A 23509-nucleotide genomic window follows, 5' to 3' on the forward strand; every position below is an offset into this window, starting at 1 on the left:
ACGAAGATGTGATTTAAACGGCACGCTTTTTAAGCACCGACGAAAGCCACTCAAGCGCTCCTTGAGTCGTCACCCATTGATCACGCATTAATATGCGGTACTGCCACGCCTCAGCACGAGATCCCGGCGACGGTGCATCGTCGCTGAGCGGCTCTCGACGAGGATTCTCATTAATCAGAAGAGACAGCACATGGGCATTGGCAGCCTGAACATTTTCAAGCGCTTGTCGCGCCTCATCGCGGCGAGACAGACGAAACAAGGCTAACGCACGGCCGATCAGCAACCCCAGCCAGCGTCTATCGTCGTCACCGCTCTCTTCTATGCTCTCGATAAGTTTCAATGCCTCGATATTTCGATCTTCGCGAAGTAGCTGCTCAAGGACGAGTTCCCGCAGTCCAAGATTGTCCTCGTCATCAAGTTTCAGCAGCCGCTCAGCAAGCTCACGGGAACGCCGTCTATCTCCTCGCTCCATACCAATGACCAGTGCGAGCCCCAGACGAAACACAATGGCATTGTCGCCATCATCCCAGAGAAAAGGCTTCTGTCTCGCTTCGATATGACCCAACCATTGATCGAAGCGTTGTACCAAAGGCTCAAAGAAGGGCTTGACCATCCACGGCAGGTTGCCAAAACGACTCGTCAATGACATGGCTAGCTCCTGCGTTACTGGAGGAGATGACAGCCAAGACGGATGCAGACAGAGTTCCCCTAGCCACTCGCGTGCATTGAACCAGGGATCGTTGTTAAGCCCCAGCGCAGAATCCTTATCTACCGTACTACTGAATACATGTTGCCAAGCGCTGTAATAGGCACTATCGATATCGCTTTGCTGATATTCGAGATAGCCCTTGGCATTGACCGCCAGCGCTAGGGGGGGCGCATCCTCAAGATAAGTAAGCTGCTCCTGGAAAATGGCCAGCGGCTCGGCAAGCTCCTCCTCAGAATAAATCATCTGTTCGGCAAGTGCCGCCGCCGGGTTTTCTGCAAGCGTGGCCAGGAAATCGAGTTGCTCCGGCTCGATATCATCGCGTTTCGATAGCCTTCGCCACCAGAAATTGGCTCGCTCACGCGCTTCCTCGCCATGCCCTTCATGCAGCAACAGCATGGTTTCGATATAAGCCAGCGCTGGCGAGTTAGGAATCGTCTGAAGCGCATGCAGAAAAGTCTCACGCGCGTTGTTGAGATCATCACTGTCGAGATACATCAGACACAGCCGCTCAAGCGCTGCACCACGCAGGAAAGGAGGCCCATGATCGACGGCATTATCAAACAATGCCGCCTTCTTGCGGCTAAAACCTCGCTCCTGATAAAGATTCGTCAGCAACTCAAAGGCCGGTTCGGACTGCTCAGGCAGATGATTCCAATCCGGGCACTGGAACAATGCTTCAAGAATGATCTGCGCGCGCCCCAACTGGCCGGTTTCGGCACCGATGATGCCCGCCTCCAGCAGTGACTGAGCCGGAACGCGGCACGAATTCAGGGCGCGGCGTAACATCGGGCCTTTCCAAGACTTGAGCGACAGCATCCACATCAGATGAGGAGGGATCGCACCGGGTAATTCGACGTGGCCACAGCACTGATTGAAACGCAACCCTGAATCACACCAGCACGGCTCATCCGGATCCGGTCTCGCCAACGGCTCACAATTAAAGTCAAGGCGAATCAATGGCGTTTGATTCCAAAGCTCAGGCGCCAACGCCTGAGCCAATGCCATGTCCTGGCCCAGCAATTTCACACCTTCCTGACGCGCCCAGCGCATCAACGAAGGGTAATGCTCATCATCACGAATAGCTTCGAGTGCGCCACTGGCATAACTTAGAAGCTGTTCTACCCACTGCGCCAGCATAGTGCCCCTCCGCTCAATATCACTTTATCGTAGCATGCGATCGTTATTGTCCCCAGAACGACCAATAACCGCTTATGCAATAAGGACTACCGTGCTGGCGACCGTCATGATGCAATGCTAACGTATCGACGGTCGCCCAATCGGTTCGATTCCAGTCAGCCAAGGATATACCGTGTTTTCACCGCAGCTGCTGTTCCGCCGTCGCCCTAACGCTGCTTCCAGCGATGCGCCACAGATTCGCCTTGAGCGCGAGGGTCGCGATGAAATCAGACGTATCACGGCTGCAGTAGAAAAAGTCCCCTGGTCGGTCAGTCTTCTGCAAATTCTCTGGACCGCTGGCCCCGTTACGCTTATCGGTGCATGGGGAGGATATCTCCTCGGCTATGGCAAGGCACCGACGGTTGAAAACTACGTATTCTTCATTTCGTATACGGTTATTACCGGTGTCGCCGGGATATTAGCCAATATTGCACATAACCTTACCAAGGGCCGCAAATACGAGCGTACCGAGGCCAAGATCTCGCGCGTTATCGAAACCTTGCCCGAGCTTATTCTGGCCACGCGCAACCTGATCGTCGAAAGCCTAGAAGGTGATGCAAGAAGACGCGAGGCCGCTGCCATGCTGCTGCGCAAGCAGGATCTATCCCCCGAAGGCGTGGAACTGGCCGCTCTGGAGCTGCTTGATGACAGTGACAGCGCGCGCATCATTGCACAAATTGACGTCTATCGTCGTGTCGGGCTCTCCTCGCGTATTGGGGATATTATTGCCCTGCACCGCGAAACGCTGGAACCTCAACTCAACGAACTGGCCGGCATTGCTCCCGATGCCATCTCACTGCTGCGCGAGCGTTTCATGGGCAACGCACCGGATCTGCATAACGGGGTTCCCCGGGATGACAACTTTATCGAACGCATTCTTGCCGCCATCGAACAGGATAACGAGTTACTGATGACGCTGCAGGACGTTGAGGAAATGCTCATCCTCGCGTTCGAGCTGATCAGTGGACGTGAGATCCCTATGCTGACTTTCGAGTATCGCGGACGTTGGCACTTGGCCCGAGCACTCGACAACCTTGAAGATGCCCGTTCACGTTACCGTATCGCCCAAGCCACGGGGCTTTCACGTCTGAAAGCACTAACAGTCTATCTAGCTGAACAATCCGGTACGCTGGTAGAAGATGCTGCCGCTGGCTTACGCGCTGAAGTATTGCTAGCCCGCTCAAGACAAGCGCTAGATGCTTTGGCCGAGCAAATTCAGCATCTTGCCCAGGCGCTTAATGCTGGCCATGACGAGTATCGCCTGCAGTTACGTAATAAAGCCGACATTCTGACTAATGCTATTCGCCTGTTTAAAACAGTTCAGGATGCTTACGACCAGGTTGGGCGCAGTCACGCCGTCCTGCTTAGAATGAGTGAGCGCTGGGAGCGTGTTGCTGAGGGGTTATCCGATAACGCTACCCGCTTGCGCATTGGACCGGGTCGGCGCGGGTTACGTATCAAGGAAGCGACGATTGCCCTTGATGACCGGGCCAAGGCCGAAGTGTGCAAGCAATTAGCACCCCATATGCAAGCGATTCGCGAGCGCCGCAAAGCTAATGCTCAGCGGGCCGATACCGGCCGCGACATCGCCCTTACCGTGGGCGTCGATACGGCCAAGCGCTTGGCTATCGATATAGCGCTTGCCCTTGAGCCTCATGTGCATCTTTCCCGCCCCGAGGTTCAGCGTGCCGTCAATACGTCCAATGCTGCCTACTTCGGTCAGCTCGAGCCTGGGCTTTCCGCTGCAGCCAAGGCTGCATTGGGTGCCGTCATGGTCAAGGAAATCGATATCGATCTCTCACGAACCGCCGAATCACTGGCGCTGGCGCTGGTGCGACATTATCGCGTCGAGCTTCAACCCGAAGCGATCGAATTTCTGAAAACAACCTATGGTGCTCGTGAAGCTACGCTCACAATGTTATCGAATCATGATCCCTCTACCCATCGCTCCGTCAGCTTTCTGAGCCACCGCCCTCCAATGATTGGCGCACCGCCGCGACGCTGGTACCGCGCGCTCGTTCAGGCACGCCGTGCGCTCGACAACAAGAAGTGACGCTAGAAGATGCTCGCATGACGGTTAAATCATCGTTTATGATACTGGATAAACATCCAGCCGTTAGAGCCCCGTCATTTGAGAGTCGCTTCATCTCATGCGCTTAATTATTGCCGAAAAGCCTAGTCTTGCTCGTGCCATTGCTGCCGGGTCACCGCAGCGCTTCGCTCAGGCGGAGGGTTATCTGAGCGCAGATGATGTCTGCATCACCTGGTGTTTTGGTCACCTGCTCGAACAAGCACCGCCTGATGTTTATGATCCACGCTACAAGACGTGGCGGCTCGACCATCTGCCTATCGTGCCAGCCCAGTGGCAGCTGAGACCACGGCCCAAGGCAAAAGCGCAACTGGCGATCATCAAAAAGCTTCTCAAGCAGGCCAGCAGTGTCATTCATGCAGGTGACCCTGACCGTGAGGGCCAACTGCTGGTGCAGGAAACGTTGGAATATCTGAACTGGCGTGGCCCAACACAGCGGCTATTGATCAGTGACATGAACCCCGGCGCGGTGCGCAAGGCACTTTCCAATGTGCAGGATAATGCTGCATTCCAGCCTCTCTTTCAGGCGGCTCAGGCACGCTCGCGTGCTGACTGGCTCTATGGCATCAACCTTTCACGTGCCTGGACCTTGACTGGACGGCAAGCTGGCGTTGATGGCGTCATGTCTGTAGGGCGCGTGCAAACGCCCGTGCTCGGCCTGATCGTGCGGCGCGACCTGACGATCGAAAGCTTTGTGCCAGTACCTTACTACGTACTATGGGCTGACTTTCAGGTTAAGAATGGAACATGCCGAGCCTGGTGGATGCCTGCCGAACACCATAGACTGGATGAGGAGGGACGTCTACTTGAGCGTGCGCCCGCCCTAGCGCTATGCGAAAAGCTTCCTGGCACCACCGGACGCGTCGATAAAGCCAGTTCGACGAAACGGCGGCAAAATGCGCCACTGCCCTATTCGCTTTCTACCCTTCAGGTCGATGCCGCACGCCGCTATAAACTCTCAGCGCAAATGGTACTTGACTGCTGCCAAGCGTTATACGAGCGACATCAGCTGATCACCTATCCACGCTCGGACTGCCGCTATCTACCGCACACCTATCTGCATGACGTTTCACGCACGCTCAGCAACGCCTGCCAGCACGACGAGACGCTGATGCAGTGGCTGAATAACGCTGACTTCACTCGCCGCTCCAAGGCGTTTGATGACAAGCGGGTCGGTGCCCACCATGCTATCGCCCCCACAGGACGCACACCGAAATGGGCATCGCTAAGCCAGAATGAAAAAAATATCTATTTCCTGATCACACGCAACGTTCTGGCCCAGTTCTATCCACCGTTGGAATACCTTGAAGTGAAGGCAGAGTTTATCGTGCTTGATGAACGTTTTCGTACGCAAGGCCGTGAAACTCTAGTGCCCGGCTGGAAACCGTTATTCACGACAAAAGACGACACCCCCGCACTTCCCTCTCTTAATGAGGGAGAAAGCGCATTGGTGCGAGAAGCCGCCGTGGAGAATAAGGAAACCCGCCCACCGGAGCCTTTTACCGATGCGAGCCTGCTCAATGCCATGACCCATGTGGCACGCTACGTGACGGATGATAAAGTACGGCGCACCTTGCGTGAAACCGACGGACTGGGCACTGAAGCGACACGCGCTGGCATTATTGAAACGCTCATATCGCGCGGTTTTGTTTTGCGCAGCAAGTCGACCCTTTACTCCACTCGTACCGGGCGGGCGCTGATCGCTGCGCTGCCGGAGAGCGCAACCCGACCAGAGCGAACCGCCCTTTGGGAACAGCGGCTGGTACGAATTGCTGAAGATGCTGATCAACCCGCCCCGTTTCTTGCCGCCCTGAAACAGGAACTTGTCAGCTTGCTTAACCAGGCCGATGCGGCAAGAATGCGCCACGCCTTCGCCAATGCGGGAGGAAAAACAGCTCAAGCCTCAACGTCCAAGCGCCGCTCTCCGAAGGCTAAAACGGGCGCCTCTTCGGTAAAAGCCAGTACGTCGCCGCGACGCTCCTCCTCACGAAAGAAAGCAAAAACATCGCTCACCTGAAATAAAAAAGCGCCAGCTAACGAGCCGGCGCTTTTCAAGCGAATCTGCTTTTTTATAGCTGATTCACTGAGTCGATAGTGTTCTAAGGCTTATTTGGCAGCCTGATAACGCTTCTCGACCTCTTCCCAATTAACCACATTCCAGAAAGCGGAAATATAGTCAGGACGCACGTTACGGTACTTCAGATAATAAGCGTGTTCCCAGACATCAAGACCCAGAATCGGGGTAGCGTTCGCACCGCCGAATTCTGAAGACATCAGCGGGCTGTCCTGATTGGCTGTAGAGGTGATCTGTAGCTCACCATTCTTGACAACCAACCATGCCCAACCAGAGCCGAAACGGCCTTTTGCAGCGTTGGCAAACTCTTCTTTGAACGTATCAAAGCTGCCAAATTTCTGCTCGATTGCACTTTTTACTTCACCGCTCGGCTCACCGCTGCCGTTAGGCGTCAAAAGCTGCCAGAACATGCTGTGATTGACATGGCCACCAGCGTTATTGCGCAGCACAGTACGCTGAGCTTCCGGCACGCTATCAAGCTTTTGTACCAGTTCCTCGGCTGACAGCTGACGCAGTTCTTCAGGCAGTTTTTCCAACGCACCGTTGGCGTTGTTTACATAGGTATTGTGGTGCTTGGTATGGTGGAGTTCCATTGTTTCCGCATCGAAGTGCGGCTCCAATGCATCATAGGCAAAAGGCAGTGCAGGAAGTTCAAAAGCCATGGGTCAACTCCTTTTTCATAAACTGCAGGCTAAGCAGTTCGACTTGTAGAACCGGTTGTCATATCAATGATAACAACCAGTACTCGAAATCCATATTGTGCCGAAGGCACATGACCGTAGCAGGACAGATGAACTGGCGATCTTCTTGCTCACATGTCCTACCAGCGGCCGTGGCAACTCTTTAACATTAGGCACCAAACAGGCCTTTTCAAGGCAGTACTGACAAAAAAACTCTTATCCGCCGCCTGCTCAGCATTCTCCCACCATTGTTTATATGCGTTCCCAGGCTTGCAACCGCGGCTAACCCGTATTGCGAAGCCCCGCAGAGATACCTGCCATAGTCACCATGAGTGCTCGTGACAACTCCGATGAAATCGCACCGTCAGCGTTCCGATTGCGCTGCAAGAGTTCAGCCTGAAGACCATGCAACGGATCAATGTAGGGGTTGCGCACATCAATGGCCTGACGAATCAACGGCATGTGCTCAAGCAGATAGTGTTGATTGCGGATATTCAATACTACATCAATCAATACTCGCAGCCTTTCGCGTAGGGTTGCTCCCAGCTCCTGCAATACTGGCTCGTCAATCAGACGCTCTTCATAATAGGCAGTGATTTCACCATCGGCCTTGGCGAGCAGCATCTCAAGCATATCGAGATAGGTTCCGAAGAAAGGCCACTGCTCCATCATTTCGCGCAAGCACTCTAGGCCTTGCTCTTTCTCGATGCGCTCAGCAAATGCCTCGCCGCTGCCCAGCCAGGCGGGCAACATCAGCCGAGTTTGTGTCCAGGCGAAGATCCATGGAATCGCACGCAGGGTCTCTACGCCCCCCTCCTGGCGGCGCTTTGCCGGACGTGATCCCAGCGGCAGGCGGGACAGCACGGTTTCTGGCGTCACTGCCCGGAAATAAGGCACAAAATTAGGGTCTTCACGCACTACGCTTGAATAGACGCGATGTGCGTGCTCGGCGAGACGATCCATTTCCTGCCGCCAGGCAAGCTTTGGCTGGGGTGGAGGTAATAACGTTGCCTCCAGTACAGCACAGGCATAAATCTCCATTGAACGCACGGCGATAGTCGTCTGCCCGAATTTGAAACGAATCATTTCTCCCTGCTCGGTCACCCTCAGGCTACCGTTTACCGACCCCGGAGGTTGCGAAAGTATTGCGGCATAGGCAGGTCCGCCACCCCGCCCTACCGCGCCGCCCCGGCCATGAAAGAGGGTTAAGGTTACTGCGTTGGCCGCACAAACTTCGACAAGACGCTCCTGAGCACGATATTGCGCCCAAGCGGCAGCCAGCTGTCCGGCATCCTTGGCTGAATCGGAATAACCGATCATGACTTCCTGCCGGTCATTGATCAGACGCCGGTAAACAGGCATCGACAGTAAGCTATCTATTACCTCTCCAGCATGATCAAGATCGTCAAGCGTCTCGAACAGAGGGGCAATCGGCAATGGCACATCGCCGCTGCGCTCTTTCATTAACAAAGCAACGGCGAGTACATCAGAGGGTTGGCCCGCCATCGATATGACATAAGTACCGAGGGCTTCTTTATATTCACGCGCAATGACATCGAAAGTATCGAGCACTTCGCTTGTGTCATCCGAGCACTGCCAGTATGCGGGAATCAACGGACGCTTCGACTCAAGCTCCTCGAGCAAAAACTGCTGCCGCTTCTGTTCATCCCAAGCACTGTAATCGCCAAGTCCGAGATAATCGGTCAGTTCCTCAAGCACCTGGGTATGACGCGTCGACTCCTGCCGGATATCGAGCTTGGTCAGCGTGACGCCGAAGCAGGCGACTCGCCGCAGCGTATCAAGCAAAGCGCCGTTAGCAATGGTATCGAGTCCACTTTCGCATAAAGAGCGATAGCACATCATCAGCGGCGCAAAGAGCTGATCGCGCGTTTCAATAACAGGCGTTTCACTATCGAAAGGCACTCCATCGAGACGGGCCTGCGCCCAATCTCGTGTAGTTTCTACCCGACGTATTAACCGCTTCAGTAGCTCCCGATAGGGCTCGCTTACGTCCCCGGTTTCGGCCTTGAGTACGGGAGTTGCCTTCCACATCGACAATTCGTGTTTCAGCGCATGAAGATCACGCAGATAAAGATCGGCTGCCATCCAGCGTCCCAATAGCAGCACTTCACGGGTGACATCAGCCGTCACGTTGGGGTTGCCGTCTCGATCACCTCCCATCCAGGAGGCGAAAAGAATCGGTGATGCCTCGAGTGGCAACCGCTTTCCAACGCTTTCGAGCAACAGGTTGTCAAGACCGCGATAGAATTCAGGCACAGCCTGCCACAGTGAGTTTTCAATGACGGCAAATCCCCAACGGGCTTCATCAACGGGCGTGGGTCGCTCACGACGAATTTCGTCAGTATGCCAGGCCTGACTGATCAACTCGGCAAGACGTGCATGAATACGCTCAGCATGCTCAGGCCGTTGGGCAGCGGCATCAAGCTCCCCCAGACAACCGTCTATCGCATCGTATTTTTGAATCAAGGTGCGGCGTACGACTTCGGTAGGATGTGCGGTCAGTACCAGTTCGACACGCATGTTGACGAAGGTTTCAAACAGCGCGGAGGGGTCAACACCTGACTCTTGCACTCGCGTGATCAATTCTTCCAGCTCAGGCTGGCTGCCTGGACGGTAATCCTCGACACGATGGAAACGGCCACGATAATGCTGCTCGGCAATATTGGCCAAATTGAGAAACTGATTGAACGCACGAGTTACCGGAAGAAGATCGTCATCAGGCAGCTTACCTAAATACTCGATCAGCTCCTGACGCCCCGTCTTGTCTCCCTGACGGCCGCGCTTGGCATATGCGCGAATGGTTTCAATCTGATCGACGAAATCTTGCCCCAGATCCTTGGCAATCGTCTGCCCCAGGTTGTCCCCTAGAATCCGGACGTTATCGCGTAGCGATTCATGCAAATGAGTCTCGTCTAAGCCCGCTTGCGGGATAACAGACGCGTCATGATGAGTAGTGCGCCCGCGTGACGAGTCGTTTACAGCATCAGAATGGTGATCGTGGCTCATGCAATTCCCCTAAGGTTATTTTTCTAACCTAGCGTCATGTCTCGGCCACGACAATCCCTATAGGCGATGAGTGACTACTATCGTGGAACGAAATGCCTGTTTACCTTCGCCTTGTGCCATCCGGCGACTACTCCGTTACCGTCTATTTTGTACTATGCGTTTCCGTGCGCTTGGCCGCATCCCAATGATGATCCATTTCTTCAAGCGGCACGTCTTCGCAGCGTTTACCTTGTGCTGCGAGCGCCTGCTCTACATAGCGAAAACGCCGCTCAAACTTGGCATTGGTAGCACGCAGGGCCTGTTCCGGATCGATTCCCAGTTGACGCGCCAGATTAACCACCGAAAACAGTAGATCGCCCACTTCCGCATGCATCTCGCCTTTATCACCTGAGGAGATCGCCTCCTCCACTTCAGCGAGTTCTTCGTTTATTTTGGCTATTGCACCCTGGGTATCAGGCCAATCGAAGCCTACCCGAGCCGCGCGCTTGGATAACTTCTGTGCCCTCGACAGGGCAGGTAATGCAAGAGGAATATCATCAAGTGCCGAATGCGCCTGACGCCCGGCACGTTCCTCTGCCTTGCGTGTTTCCCAGCGGGAGTGTACCTGTTGCTGCTCGACCTCAGCCGCACTCATACCCTCCCGACGTGACGCGAGCGTGCCGTCGGGAAAGACATGAGGATGTCGGGCAATCATCTTGGTGGTCAGGATATGAACGATGTCATTGAAGTCAAAGCGTCCTTCCTCCTGCCCGAACTGCGCGTAGTAAACCACCTGGAACAATAAGTCACCGAGCTCACTGGGTAACTCATCGAAAGCGCAACGTCCAATCGCATCGGCAACTTCATAAGCTTCTTCAAGCGTATGGGGTACGATCGTTGCCCATTGCTGCTTAACGTCCCAGGGGCAGCCATATTGCGGATCTCTCAAACACGCCATCAGGCTCAACAGATCATCAAGTGTGTAACGCGTGCTATCACTGGGTGTCGTCATGCCGATCCTCTATTGTGTTCATCCATTCTACGCTCGCCACCCTGACGCAGCCGCTTGATATCGGTCACGTTCGGTAGCTGTTGGATTCGGCTGAACAGACGTTCCAGCACCTCAAGACTCGCCACCTCAAGGGTAATATTGAGCGTCGCCATATTGTGATTCTTGTCGGTGCGTGTATTGACAGCCAGAACATTGATCTTTTCACCGGAAAGCACACCGGTGACATCGCGCAGCAGATTGGAGCGGTCCCAAGCCAGAATCTCAATGTCAACCGTATACTGCACGATCTGACGGCTTCCCCATTCGACCGCTACGATTCGGTTGGGCTCCTCGCTTCTCAGCTGGAGGATATTAGGGCAATCACCGCGGTGAATAGTGACTCCGCGCCCATGGGTAATAAAGCCCACAATCTGGTCACCGGGCACAGGGTGGCAGCAATTAGCCATCTGCGTCTTGAGATTGCCGACACCCAACACGGTAACGCTGTCCGGCGCCTCTTTGCCGCCCGTTTTGCGTGGTCGCGTCAGCAAGCGATCGAGTTGATCCTGATCCTCGGTATCACCGAACAGATGCTGGGCCTGAGAAAGTACCTGGCCAACACGCAAGTCACCGGCCCCAATGGCCGCATACATGTCATCGGCAATCGCATAATTGACGGCTTGGGCAAGCTTATTACGATCCAGGTTATCAAGATCCAGGCGCCGGAACTCACGCTCCAGCAGCCCCTTGCCCTCCTCCAGATTCTGCTCACGGGCCTGCTGCTTGAACCACGCCTGGATCTTGGTGCGTGCGCGGGAGGTCTTGACGTAACCAAGGTTGGGGTTCAGCCAATCACGGCTGGGCCCGCCCTTGGTAGCGGTTAAAATTTCCACTTGTTGACCGGTCTTGAGCCGATAAGTCAACGGTACAATCCGACCGTCAACCTTGGCACCGCGACAAAGATGGCCAATTTCGGTGTGTACTCGGTAGGCAAAGTCAATCGGTGTCGCCACGCGGGGTAGATCGATAACATGCCCATCAGGAGTGAACACATAGATTCGGTCAGGCGCGATATCGGAATTAAGCCCTTCACTGATATTACTCAGCTCGCCAACTTCTTCCTGCCATTCGAGCACCTGACGCAGCCAGGCGATCTTTTCTTCATAACCGCGGCTTTTCGTGTCGACATCGGTGCCTTTATAACGCCAGTGAGCACAGACGCCGAGCTCAGCCTCCTCATGCATGGCAAAGGTACGAATCTGAATCTCAAGCACCTTGTTTTCAGGCCCAATGACGGCCGTATGCAAGGACTGATAACCATTTTTCTTGGGGTTGGCGATATAGTCATCAAACTCATTGGGAACGTGATGCCAGCGAGAATGGACAATACCGAGCACGGTATAACAATCTGTAATTTCAGGCACCAGAATGCGTACTGCCCGCACATCATGAACCTGTGAAAAGTTGATGCGCTTGCGCTTCATCTTGCGCCAGATCGAATAGATATGCTTGGCTCGGCCCGCCAGGTCGTAGCGCATGATGCCCTGCGCCTCGAGCTGGCTCTTGAGCGTACTGACCACATCATTGATATAACGATCGCGATCAAGGCGCTTCTCGGCGAGCTGCTTGGCGATCGCCTTGTAATCGTCCTCATGAAGATAGCGAAACGAGAGGTCTTCGAGCTCCCACTTGACATGGCCGACACCGAGCCGGTGGGCCAGCGGTGCGTAGATATCGAAGACTTCCCGCGCCACGCGCAGGCATTTGTCACGTGAATCGTTGCGAACCTGACGCAATATGCAGGTCCGCTCGGCAATCTTGATCAGCGCAACGCGTACGTCATCGATCATGGTGACCAGCATCTTGCGCAGGTTTTCCTGCTGATTATGCTGGGACAAGCCGTGGTCTGGTGCTTGCAACTGGCTGATAGCGGCCATCTTTAACACACCATCAATCAACGAAGCGACTTCTTTGCCAAAGCGCTTTTCGACCGCTTCGCAACTGATCAGCCCTTTACGCACAGCACGGTAAAGTACGGCAGCGACCAACGTGGGCTGGTCAAGCTTGAGCTCACCAAGAATATCCGCCATCTCAAGGCCAGTGCGGAAGGTAATCGCGTTGTCACGCCACACCTCCCCGTTTGCCTCAGCATCAAGTGCCAGTCGTTCGGCCAAGGTACAGGCTTCGTGAAGCACCTGAGGATCATGTAGTACTACATCTTGCTGCAAATGCGCGATCCAGGCCGGAATATCGACCCGACCGTCTGCCTTCAAAGGCTGATCTTCACGCACCTTGACCATGACATTCTCCGCACCGTGATCGGTATAACAAACCTATGTCACTTATCCCGCATTTAGCGTTCAAAGAGCAGTAACGATTCCATGTGAGCTGTTTGGGGAAACATGTCAGCCACTGCCGCTCTACTGATCCGATATCCCCCAGCGACAAGCGCCGCTGCATCGCGTGCGAGCGTAGCTGGCTCGCACGATACATAAAGCACGCGCGCCGGCCCATGCTCGGCCAAGCCTTGGCAAATAGTCAGAGCACCGTCACGAGGAGGATCGAGCACGATCAACGAGGCCTTAGAAAGCCCCTCGGGAAAATGGTTCAGGTCTGCCTGACGGGCCGTAACATGATCGAGCCCGTTAGCTTGAGCATTACTCAAAAGCCGCTCAACCATCGCCTGGCGCCCCTCGATGCCCGTCACCTTTGCGCCGCGCTGTGCCAAAGGCAACGTGAAATTACCGATACCGGCAAACAGGTCAATGACCTCTGTCTGCGCATTTACCTCGCTCCAGGCAAGCGTCTTTTCAACCAGCGCTTCATTAATTTCTGCGTTTACTTGTAAAAAGTCACCGGGTAAAAACGAAAGTATAAGAGGCTCGTGTCCTGTCGTTTCAAGGCGATAGTGGAGCACCGCCTCACCTTCAAGCAGCTGCAACGCAGGCGCGTCACGCCCCTCTACCATGATTAACGAAACGCCGAGGCGCTGGGCCAAGCTACGCCAAAGCTCGGTATCTCGTGGCACTTCCTTCAGCTGGCGCACGATAACGGCGCAGGTATTATCGGCGGCAATGAGCTCGATATGGCCCAGACGGCGGGGGGCTTCAAGTTGTTCAAGATGCTGACGCAGCTCAGGCAGCAGCCGCTCAAGCTCAGGGACGAGGATAGGACACTGCTCGATATCAAAAATCCGGTCACTGCCACGAATTCGAAATCCGAAATGGGTTTGCCCATTCCTGTCGATCTTGACACCTAATCTGGCACGGCGGCGGTATCCATAAGCATTACCGGCAAGCAAATCAATAGCCGGAAGGCTCAGTTGATGACGTGCGAAGTGTTCTTCCAGCACGCTGCGCTTGTGGCGGCGCTGCGCCTCGATATCGATGTGCTGCACATCACAACCGCCACATACCCCAAAATGGATGCAGCGAGGCGTGGTACGCAGCTCACTTTTAGATAGCAGTTGCTTGACGTGCGCTTCATCAAAGCGTCGATGACTACGATGGACAGCCGCTTCAACACGTTCTTCTGGCAAGGCACGATCGACAAATACCGTTTTGCCATCGGCATCGTGAGCGATACCGCGGCCATCGTGTGAAAGTCGCTCGATCGTCAGGGTATTATCCGTTTCGATCTTGGCAGCGCTTTGCAACTTTCTGCGCGTGGGCGCACGTGAGGTACGTCGCTCGCCTAATCTTGCCATTTTGCTTAACCGTGCCTGTTATTGAAATTCATACGTTGGTACTGCTTCTTGGCCTGAGCCTGAAGGCATACCTTGCGCTCATGCATAAAGCCCCGTGGAAAGATAGCGGTCACCGCGGTCGCAGACGATAAAGGCGATTACTGCATTTTCTACAGTTTCGGCAATGCGTAGTGCACCGGCCAAGGCACCACCAGACGAGACGCCTGCCAAGATCCCCTCTTCACGTACGAGGCGACGCATGTGCTGTTCAGCCTCTTCCTGGCCGATATCGAGTACCTTATCGACACGAGCAGGATCAAATATGCTGGGCCGATAGGCCTCAGGCCAGCGCCGGATACCCGCAATACTGGCATTATCCGCTGGCTGCAGGCCGACTACCTGAATGTCAGGATTGCGCTCTTTAAGGTAACGGGACACGCCCATAATGGTTCCCGTGGTCCCCATTGCACTAACGAAGTGGGTAATTTCACCGCTAGTCTGGCGCCATAGTTCAGGCCCGGTAGAGCGATAGTGCGCGAGCGGATTATCGCTATTGGAGAATTGATTAAGCGGCTTGCCTCGTCCTTGCGCGATCATGCTGTCGGCCAAGTCACGCGCGCCTTCCATCCCCTCGTCACGGCTGACCTCAATAAGCTCAGCGCCATAGGCGGCCATCGCATGTTTACGCTCGGCGCTGGCGCTTTCAGGCATAATCAGCACCATGTGATAGCCCTTGATCGCGGCGGCCATGGCCATGGCAATACCGGTATTGCCTGATGTCGCCTCGATCAGCGTGTCGCCAGGCATAATTTCACCGCGTGCTTCCGCCTCATTGATCATCATCAAAGCAGGGCGATCCTTAACCGATCCGGCCGGATTATTGCCTTCAAGCTTAGCCAGAATCACATTGTTGCGGCCGGCCGTGATGCGCGCCAGGCGCACCAGCGGGGTATTGCCGACGACTTCCTCAAGGGTCGGATACGGCATGTCATACTCCTATCGTCAGCAGATTCTATCGGGATCACGATGTCGCTACCCGTACCACGCGAGCGCGCTCGTTAGCCGGCCGGGGCGCCAAAGAAAAGCGATTATACGCCCGAGCATTACCTACGTCAGGCCGGTAGCGCGGCGTAATCTATAGTTAGCTTATGCAACCTGCAATCAGCATCGTATCAACCCAGCAAACAATACATCTGTGACCTCAGTGATCATGGCACAGATGACATTCCGGACCTTCGTCATGGTCATGATCATCAAGCGCCAGCATCAGGCCAGCTTCCTGTCCGGCGATAATCAAGCGCTTCATCTCTGCTACGGCCTCTTTAAGCCCAACAAATAGCGCTCGAGCAATAATAGCGTGACCGATATTAAGCTCATTGATACCGCCGATAGCGGCAATTGCCTCAACGTTATGGTAATGAAGCCCGTGCCCCGCATTGACGATCAGACCAAGCTCACTGGCGAGTTCAGCTGCCGCGGCAATGCGTTCATGCTCAACTCTTGCCGCCTCACCTGTCGCTTCAGCATAAGCACCGGTATGCAGTTCAACGGTAGGTGCACCACACTCAAATGCAGCTTGAATCTGTTCCGGGTCAGGGTCGATGAACAGCGAGACCTCGCAGCCGGCTGCCGCAAGCCGCTGACATGCCATGCCGATACGCTCTGGCTGGCCGGCAACGTCTAGCCCACCCTCGGTAGTCAACTCTTCGCGCTTTTCAGGTACCAAACAAACGTGAGCGGGTTTGAGCCGCTCAGCAAAGGCTATCATTTCATCGGTAACCGCCATCTCCAGATTGAGATGGGTATTGATAACTTGGACGATGATTTCGACATCACGTTCCTGAATATGGCGACGGTCTTCACGCAGATGTAGCGTGATGCCATCGGCTCCTGCTTCTTCGGCTAATAGTGCAGCCTGGACCGGATCGGGATAGCGCATGCCACGCGCCTGACGCAAAGTAGCAATGTGGTCGATGTTGACGCCTAGTTGAATACGGGGAGGATGCATGAACGGCTCCTGATCAAACAAGCAGGTGAATGGTGATGACGGCACCAGAACTTTTTATAGCGCCGATAATTCAGGTATGAAAAGAAGGTATCAATCTCAAGACGGCGCTTTTTGTCGGCGCACTGCAAGCTCATGCATTAACTCACGTGAGCGCAGCGTCTGATTACCAAGAAGCGGCTGTAAAGCAATGCGCGTCAGCTGTTTGGCAACACGCGCTAGGCCAGGCGACTCCCAATCGCCACGTGCCAATAGTTTCAACGTACGGCCATCGATGCCCTGCTCCTGAGCCAACGCGGGGCGAAAACGGCGCATATCGCCGCGATAGACATACTGCGTATGCATCTCAAGCGGAGTGTCGTTTTCTGTGACAAACACCGGCTCGGCATCAAGTGCTTCAAGCAATGTCACCTCAAATCGACGCAGCGCGGGAGCGCGCATAGCGGGGAGCGGGAGCGCTTCAAGCAGCGAACTGTATACCGCAAAAACCTCCTTTACGGGCAGTTCAACCGGCAGACAGCGAATCATCAATTCGTTGGCATAGAATCCACACAAGAGCCCTTCTCCTGCCAGCATGGCACCGGGACCGTGCGACTCCATAACTTTAAGTGTCTTGAGTTCACCCTCACCCGACCAGGTCAGGTGCAGAGGCGTAAACGGCTGTAATCGGCCGCGTGAACGACTACCGGGGCGCATTATGCCACGCGCAACAGCACGCAGCCGGCCATGTTCCAAGGTAATGACATCCACCAGCGCACTTGTTTCGCGGTAGGGCCGTCGATGAAGCAGGTAGGCCGGATGCGGCTGCATGTCGTCGTCCGTTTAGTCCAGATCGTATCCGAGGCTTTTTAGCGCACGCTCATCATCCGACCAGCCACGCTTTACCTTGACCCAGAGCTTGAGCATGACCTTGGCATCAAAGGCACGCTCCATTTCAAGGCGCGCATCACGGCCGATACTTTTAATCCGGCTGCCCTGCTCTCCGATCAGAATTTTCTTCTGGCCATCACGCTCTACCAGCATCAATGCGCTGATATGGATGATATGCCCCTCATCACGAAACTCTTCGATTTCGACGGTGAGCTGATAAGGAAGCTCCTCGCCAAGCTGACGCATGACCTTCTCACGCACTAGCTCGGCGGCTAGAAAGCGCTGGCTCTTGTCAGTGACCTGATCTTCAGGGAAGAAATGCACGTTAGCTGGAAGATGCTTGGCAATTTCGGCCTCAAGTTCAGGCACGTTGACCCCATCCTTGGCGGAAATGGGTAAAATCGCATCAAACGTGCGTTTCTTTTCCAGCGTCGTGAGCCAGGGCAGCAGTTCACTTTTATCCTTTAACCAGTCGACTTTATTGACCGCAAGAATGACCGGCGCATTAACGTGTTCAAGCTTTTCAAGCACGATATCGTCTTCCGGCGTCCATTTGGTACGGTCAACAATGAACAGTACGCAGTCGATATCGCGCAACGCCTGGCTGGCCGCCTGGTTCATGAAACGATTGATTGCACGGTTACGATCTTTTCCCATTAAATGCATGCCGGGTGTGTCGACATAGATCGTCTGTGCATCACCTTCTGTTTTTACGCCCATTACCTGATGGCGTGTCGTCTGCGGACGACGCGAGGTGATCGATATTTTCTGACCCAGAATTCGATTCATCAGTGTCGACTTGCCGACATTGGGACGCCCCACAATCGCCACGAATCCGCAGCGCGTATTGGCGGCCTGAGTACTTTGCTCTTCAGGCGCCACATCGTGCCCGTTGGTATCACTGGGATTCATGCTGATGTCCCCCGACGTTTGGGTTCAAGTCTTGAAAGCGCACGTTCAGCGGCCTGCTGTTCAGCATGCCGGCGGCTTGAGCCAATGCCAAGCGTCACGTCGGCAAGCGTGGCGACATAACACTCAACGGTAAATGTCTGGGCATGCGCTTCACCTTCCACCGATAGCACCTCATAGCGCGGAAGCGCTATCTGCCGCGACTGAAGGAACTCCTGTAACCGCGTCTTGGGATCTTTCTGATTATCCTGCAGATCAAGCGATGCAAGACGGGTTTCATACCACGTCAGAACGCGCGCCTTGGCAGTTATCATATCGCTATCAAGATAGATGGCGCCGATCACGGCTTCCAGCGCGTCGGCCAAGATGGAATCTCGCCGGTAGCCACCGCTTTTCATCTCGCCCGAGCCAAGACGCAGGAATTCACCCAGCTCAAATTCACGGGCAAGTTCAGCCAGCGTCTGGCCTTTGACCAGCCTGGCGCGTAACCGTGACAACTGCCCTTCACGCGCCTCAGGGAAACGGTTAAAAAGGGCCTCGCCAACGACGAAATTGACGATCGAGTCACCTAAAAACTCCAACCGTTCGTTGTTCTGACCACCAAAGCTACGATGAGTCAACGCCAGTTCAAGACGACTAATATCGTTGAACTGATGGCCAATCCGTTGACTGAAGATTTTCAGGGAGCTGCTCACGAGACTCCTGCTTTTTTGCTTTCTAAGGATGAATTCTGGAGATGACTAGGCATCTTGTAATATGACATTTTGATATAGGGCTATTTATTAAGCGCAGGGACCGCTCAGCGGTCCCTGTGATCATTCATTATAAAAACACTATCGAGTGAGTTTAATGGATCAGACGCACACTTGAGAAATCGGGTACGCTGCCTTGCCAGTGCATCCACACGGCAAATGCCTTGCCAACGATGTTCTCTTCTGGGACGAAGCCCCAATAACGGCTGTCGTTGGAATGATCTCGATTGTCACCCATCATGAAATAATAACCAGGCGGTACAGTGACTTCTCGCATCTGCGGGCCCGCATCCTGCGGGTTATTGTAGATGGGATGCTCAACATCGCCCAGATACTCCTGATAGAGCTCTTCACCTGGATTCTCTGGCGGGTTCTCTAGCAGCAAATCCTTTTCGACAGGCTCATCATTAATGTAAAGCTGTTTGCCTTCGTAGCGAATACGATCCCCCGGCAAACCGATGACACGCTTGATGAAATTGACACTCGGATCCTGTGGAAACCGAAAAACCATCACATCACCGCGCTCGGGTTCACCTATGTCGATGAACTTGGTATTGACGACGGGCAAACGCAGACCATAGGTGAACTTGTTGACGACAATGTAATCACCTACTTCAAGGGTCGGACGCATCGAGCCTGAGGGGATCTGAAAAGGCTCGATCAGAAACGAGCGCAATACCAGTACAAGAAGCAATACCGGGAAAAATGACCGAGCATAATCCACATACCAAGGATCGCCAGCCACCTTCTGTCGTGACTTTTCATCCAGGGATTGCCCAGCATTGGCCTCGGCGGCGGCCAACTGCTCGCGCCTGGCCCGGCGCCAAAAAACGATATCCATCAGCCAAATCAGGCCTGAAATGGCCACGGCCACAACCAGCACCAGCGAAAAATCCATCGTGAAAGATATCCCCGTCGTTCTAAAGTGTCTTTCGGACGTCAGTCGTTGACCTTAAGTACGGCGAGGAACGCATCCTGAGGGATTTCCACTCGTCCGACCTGTTTCATACGCTTCTTGCCCTGCTTCTGCTTTTCCAACAGCTTTTTCTTACGGCTTACGTCACCACCATAACATTTAGCCGTCACGTTCTTGCGAAGTGCTTTAACGGTCGAACGTGCCACCACATGACCGCCGATAGCGGCCTGAATGGCCACATCGAACATCTGCCGCGGAATAAGATCTTTCATCTTATCGACTAGAATGCGGCCTCGATTGTGGGCATGATCGCGGTGAATGATGACCGCCAGCGCATCGACGCGGTCACCATTGATCAGCACGTCGAGACGAACAAGCTTGGCCGGCTCAAAACGCTCGAAGCTATAATCAAGCGAGGCGTAGCCCTTGGAAATCGACTTCAGGCGATCGAAGAAATCCATGACGACTTCCGCCATCGGCAGCTCGTAGGTCAACTGCATTTGATTACCCAACACCTGCATATCAAGCTGCACGCCGCGCCGCGTTACACATTCATTGATAACGTTGCCGACAAACTCCTGCGGCACCAGAATGCTGGCACGCACAATCGGTTCACGCATCTCATTGACAGATGCCATGTCCGGAAGTTTCGACGGGTTGGAAATGTAGTGAACCTCACCATTATCCATGGCAAGTTCATAAACGACCGTAGGTGCCGTGGTCAGCAGGTCAAGATTATATTCACGCTCAAGGCGCTCCTGGATAATCTCCATATGGAGAGTACCCAGAAAGCCTACCCGGAAGCCGAAACCTAGCGCGTCCGAATTTTCCGGCACATAGTCCAGAGAAGCATCGTTCAAGGCCAGTTTTTCTAGCGCATCACGAAAGTCTTCATAATCATCGGCACTGATCGGGAACATGCCGGCATAAACCTGCGGCTTGACCTTCTTAAAGCCGGGAAGACGTTCCACTTTCGGAGTCTTGGCGTGGGTAATCGTATCGCCTACCGGCGCACCATGAATATCCTTGATCCCAGCGACTATAAAGCCAACCTCGCCGGCGCGCAGCACATTGGTCTCGGTACGCTTGGGTGTAAAGATACCGACCGCAGACGCCTCCCAGTCACGACCGATCGACTTCATGATGATCTTATCGCCCTTCTTGAGCGTGCCATCAAAAAGACGCACCAGCGAGACGACGCCTAAGTAATTATCAAACCAGGAGTCAATGATTAACGCCTGAAGGTCACCTTCGGGATCGCCCTGGGGCGGCGGAATATCCCGCACCAGACGTTCGAGCAGCTCCTCCATACCGAGACCACTCTTGGCCGAGACCTGTATGGCGTTCTGAGCCTCCAGGCCGATAATTTCTTCTATCTCATGAGCTACTTTAACCGGATCGGCTTGAGGCAGATCCATCTTGTTAAGTACGGGCACAACTTCAAGCCCTTGCTCAATGGCGGTATAGCAGTTGGCTACCGATTGCGCTTCAACCCCTTGAGCCGCATCAACGACAAGCAGCGCACCTTCACAGGCATATAGCGAACGCGATACTTCGTAGGAAAAATCGACGTGTCCAGGCGTGTCAATGAAGTTCAGCTGGTAAACGTTACCGTCCTGGGCATGGTAATCCAGCGTCACCGACTGCGCCTTGATGGTAATACCCCGCTCACGCTCGATATCCATTGAATCGAGCACTTGCTCCTTGAGTTCGCGCTCGGTCAAACCACCACAAATCTGGATAATACGATCGGCCAACGTCGACTTACCGTGGTCGATATGGGCGATAATAGAGAAGTTCCGGATATGGTTTAACTTTCCGTTACCTACGTCTTTTGACATATCTGCTCTATAGCCTTTGCGTACACAATAACGCATACGTTTTTGATTGATAGGGGCTAACCATCGCCCGATTGTGCAGCATTGTACCCGGTTAGGTTCGTGGGGGCTATTCGCGCCCTTACGCAGATACAAGCGAAACTCCCCTTGCCAGAGGCATGGCAACAAAAGCTTCAACGGAGTCGTCTACATCAACATAGCGAATTCATACGTGGCTCGTCGGCGCATGGGCAGCACCATGAACATGACTTCACATATATAAAATGACTTCTCACGAATAAAAAAAGCGGAGCCACAAAGACTCCGCCTGTTCTACATCATGTGGTGTTTGTACCTATTTCTCAGGAATCCGAATGGCTACAAACAGAGGGCTTCCCTCACGAGAAAGGCGTACTGGCGCCGCCTTGCCCTTGGGCAGACTTTTCACCACGTCACGTAGCGTCTTCACCGAATCGATCGACTTGCGATTGACTTCAACAATGACATCGCCAGGCTGAATCCCCGCCTTGGCGGCCACACCGCGTGGGTCGACCTGCTGAACCAGTACGCCATTATCAACGCCAAGCTGGCTTAGCTCTTGAGCAGAAAGAGAGGATACTGCGATACCAATATTGGCACTCCCCTTGTCATCGCTGGCCTGTACAGTGCCTTCTTCCTGCGGCCAATCGCCAACGGTTGCGTTGATCGTCTGGCGTTTACCGTTGCGCAACACTTCAAGCTTAATCTCATCGCCAGGACTTACCCGCCCGACCAAACGCGGCAGCACATCTGAACGATCAATATCTTCACCATTGGCGCTCAGAATGATGTCACCCGATTTAAGCCCAGCCTTCTTCGCCGGCCCATCAGGCGCGACTTCAGCGACCAAGGCCCCTTTAGCCTCCTCAAGACCAAAAGAGTCGGCGAGATCCTTCGAAACGGGTTGAATCACGACACCCAGCCAACCACGATGAACGGTGCCATCCTTCTTGAGCTGATCGGCAATATCCATCGCAACATTGATGGGAATGGCAAATGACAGTCCCATGAAGCCACCGCTGCGTGTAAAGATCTGCGAATTGATCCCCACTACCTCGCCATCAAGATTAAACAGAGGACCACCCGAATTACCCGGATTGATTGCCACGTCTGTCTGAATGAAAGGCACATAGGTATCACTTGGCAGTGTGCGGTTGATAGCGCTGACAATACCAGCCGTTACCGAGTGATCAAAACCAAATGGCGAGCCAATCGCAGCGACCCATTCACCGACTTTCAAGCTATCGGAATCTCCCAGATGGAGCGTTGGCAGATCCTTGGCATCAACCTTGACCAACGCGACGTCTGTCTTGGTGTCTTCACCAATCAATTTACCGTCGAGTTCACGGCGGTCATTAAGACGCACCTTGATTTCATCGGCACCATCAACGACGTGCGCATTGGTAAGAATGTAACCGTCTTTACTGATAATGAACCCAGACCCTAGAGAGTGGAGTTCACCGCCCCCTTGACCACCATCGGGGCTACCAAAGCCGGGCGGCAACTGGTCGCCGAAAAAGTGGCGGAAGAAATCGGGGATCTGGGCATTAGGGCCCATCTGGGAAGACATGCCGCTTTGCACTTCACGCGTCGTTGAGATATTAACAACAGCCGGCGCGGCCCGTTCAACGAGAGAAGTAAAATCGGGCAGCTTTTGAGCATCGACTGCCGCCTGTGCGCTGTGGGCACCGACCAAGGCCACCAGCATCACCAACCAGACCGAAAGTTGGCGTTTCATCGACTCCATAGGAAGACTCCTGACAGTTATTTTCTCTAACAACTCGACCGAAG

16 protein-coding genes are annotated in these 23509 nt (G+C 54.1%); 2 read left to right on the forward strand and 14 right to left on the reverse strand.

From position 1 onward, the window contains the following. Positions 1-13 precede the first annotated feature (13 nt). Positions 14-1846 carry an SEC-C domain-containing protein gene (locus C3Z11_RS05970; RefSeq protein WP_106477047.1) on the reverse strand — a complete coding sequence of 611 codons (1833 nt, stop codon included), beginning with the start codon at positions 1844-1846 and terminating at the stop codon, positions 14-16. Positions 1847-2018: 172 nt separating this feature from the next. On the opposite strand from C3Z11_RS05970, the gene C3Z11_RS05975 reads away from it, so the two are divergent. Both C3Z11_RS05975 and C3Z11_RS05980 read left to right on the forward strand, forming a co-directional pair. Next, on the forward strand, positions 2019-3938 hold the full coding sequence (locus C3Z11_RS05975; RefSeq protein WP_262927270.1) for a hypothetical protein: 1920 nt from the start codon (positions 2019-2021) through the stop codon (positions 3936-3938). A gap of 97 nt (positions 3939-4035) precedes the next feature. Next, complete coding sequence (locus C3Z11_RS05980) at positions 4036-5991, forward strand: DNA topoisomerase III (RefSeq protein ID WP_106477048.1); 1956 nt, start codon at positions 4036-4038, stop codon at positions 5989-5991. Positions 5992-6080: 89 nt separating this feature from the next. Here C3Z11_RS05980 and C3Z11_RS05985 read toward each other — a convergent pair whose 3' ends face one another. The 13 genes from C3Z11_RS05985 to C3Z11_RS06045 form a co-directional block, all read right to left on the reverse strand. Then, complete coding sequence (locus C3Z11_RS05985) at positions 6081-6710, reverse strand: superoxide dismutase (RefSeq protein WP_106477049.1); 630 nt, start codon at positions 6708-6710, stop codon at positions 6081-6083. A gap of 300 nt (positions 6711-7010) precedes the next feature. Beyond that, positions 7011-9755 (reverse strand): phosphoenolpyruvate carboxylase, encoded by a 2745-nt coding sequence (gene ppc, locus C3Z11_RS05990; RefSeq protein ID WP_106477050.1) that lies wholly within the window; start codon positions 9753-9755, stop codon positions 7011-7013. Positions 9756-9897: 142 nt separating this feature from the next. Continuing rightward, entirely contained in the window at positions 9898-10746 is an 849-nt protein-coding gene (mazG, locus tag C3Z11_RS05995) for a nucleoside triphosphate pyrophosphohydrolase (RefSeq protein ID WP_106477051.1), read from the reverse strand. Further along, entirely contained in the window at positions 10743-13025 is a 2283-nt protein-coding gene (relA, locus tag C3Z11_RS06000) for a GTP diphosphokinase (RefSeq protein ID WP_106477052.1), read from the reverse strand. The genes mazG and relA overlap by 4 nt, the downstream gene beginning before the upstream one ends. A 53-nt stretch (positions 13026-13078) precedes the next feature. Then, positions 13079-14431, reverse strand: coding sequence for a 23S rRNA (uracil(1939)-C(5))-methyltransferase RlmD (rlmD, locus tag C3Z11_RS06005; RefSeq protein ID WP_106477053.1), 1353 nt, complete (start codon positions 14429-14431; stop codon positions 13079-13081). A 78-nt stretch (positions 14432-14509) separates the two neighbouring features. Beyond that, on the reverse strand, positions 14510-15397 hold the full coding sequence (gene cysM, locus C3Z11_RS06010) for a cysteine synthase CysM (RefSeq protein ID WP_106477054.1): 888 nt from the start codon (positions 15395-15397) through the stop codon (positions 14510-14512). 214 nt (positions 15398-15611) lie between these two features. Then, positions 15612-16418: a pyridoxine 5'-phosphate synthase gene (pdxJ, locus tag C3Z11_RS06015; RefSeq protein WP_106477055.1), complete on the reverse strand. Its 807-nt coding sequence runs from the start codon at positions 16416-16418 to the stop codon at positions 15612-15614. A gap of 96 nt (positions 16419-16514) precedes the next feature. Then, positions 16515-17225, reverse strand: a complete 711-nt coding sequence (gene recO, locus C3Z11_RS06020; RefSeq protein ID WP_106477056.1) for a DNA repair protein RecO — start codon at positions 17223-17225, stop codon at positions 16515-16517. Positions 17226-17237: 12 nt separating this feature from the next. Next, on the reverse strand, positions 17238-18197 hold the full coding sequence (era, locus tag C3Z11_RS06025; protein WP_106477057.1) for a GTPase Era: 960 nt from the start codon (positions 18195-18197) through the stop codon (positions 17238-17240). Next, positions 18194-18889, reverse strand: coding sequence for a ribonuclease III (gene rnc, locus C3Z11_RS06030; RefSeq protein ID WP_106477058.1), 696 nt, complete (start codon positions 18887-18889; stop codon positions 18194-18196). The genes era and rnc overlap by 4 nt, the downstream gene beginning before the upstream one ends. Before the next feature lie 151 nt (positions 18890-19040). After that, positions 19041-19844, reverse strand: coding sequence for a signal peptidase I (gene lepB, locus C3Z11_RS06035; RefSeq protein ID WP_106477059.1), 804 nt, complete (start codon positions 19842-19844; stop codon positions 19041-19043). Positions 19845-19885: 41 nt separating this feature from the next. Further along, positions 19886-21703: a translation elongation factor 4 gene (gene lepA / locus C3Z11_RS06040; protein WP_106477060.1), complete on the reverse strand. Its 1818-nt coding sequence runs from the start codon at positions 21701-21703 to the stop codon at positions 19886-19888. A gap of 331 nt (positions 21704-22034) precedes the next feature. Beyond that, on the reverse strand, positions 22035-23465 hold the full coding sequence (locus C3Z11_RS06045; RefSeq protein ID WP_106477061.1) for a DegQ family serine endoprotease: 1431 nt from the start codon (positions 23463-23465) through the stop codon (positions 22035-22037). Positions 23466-23509: the final 44 nt, after the last annotated feature.

The sequence above is a fragment of the Phytohalomonas tamaricis genome (assembly GCF_003012345.1).
Lineage (GTDB): Bacteria > Pseudomonadota > Gammaproteobacteria > Pseudomonadales > Halomonadaceae > Phytohalomonas > Phytohalomonas tamaricis.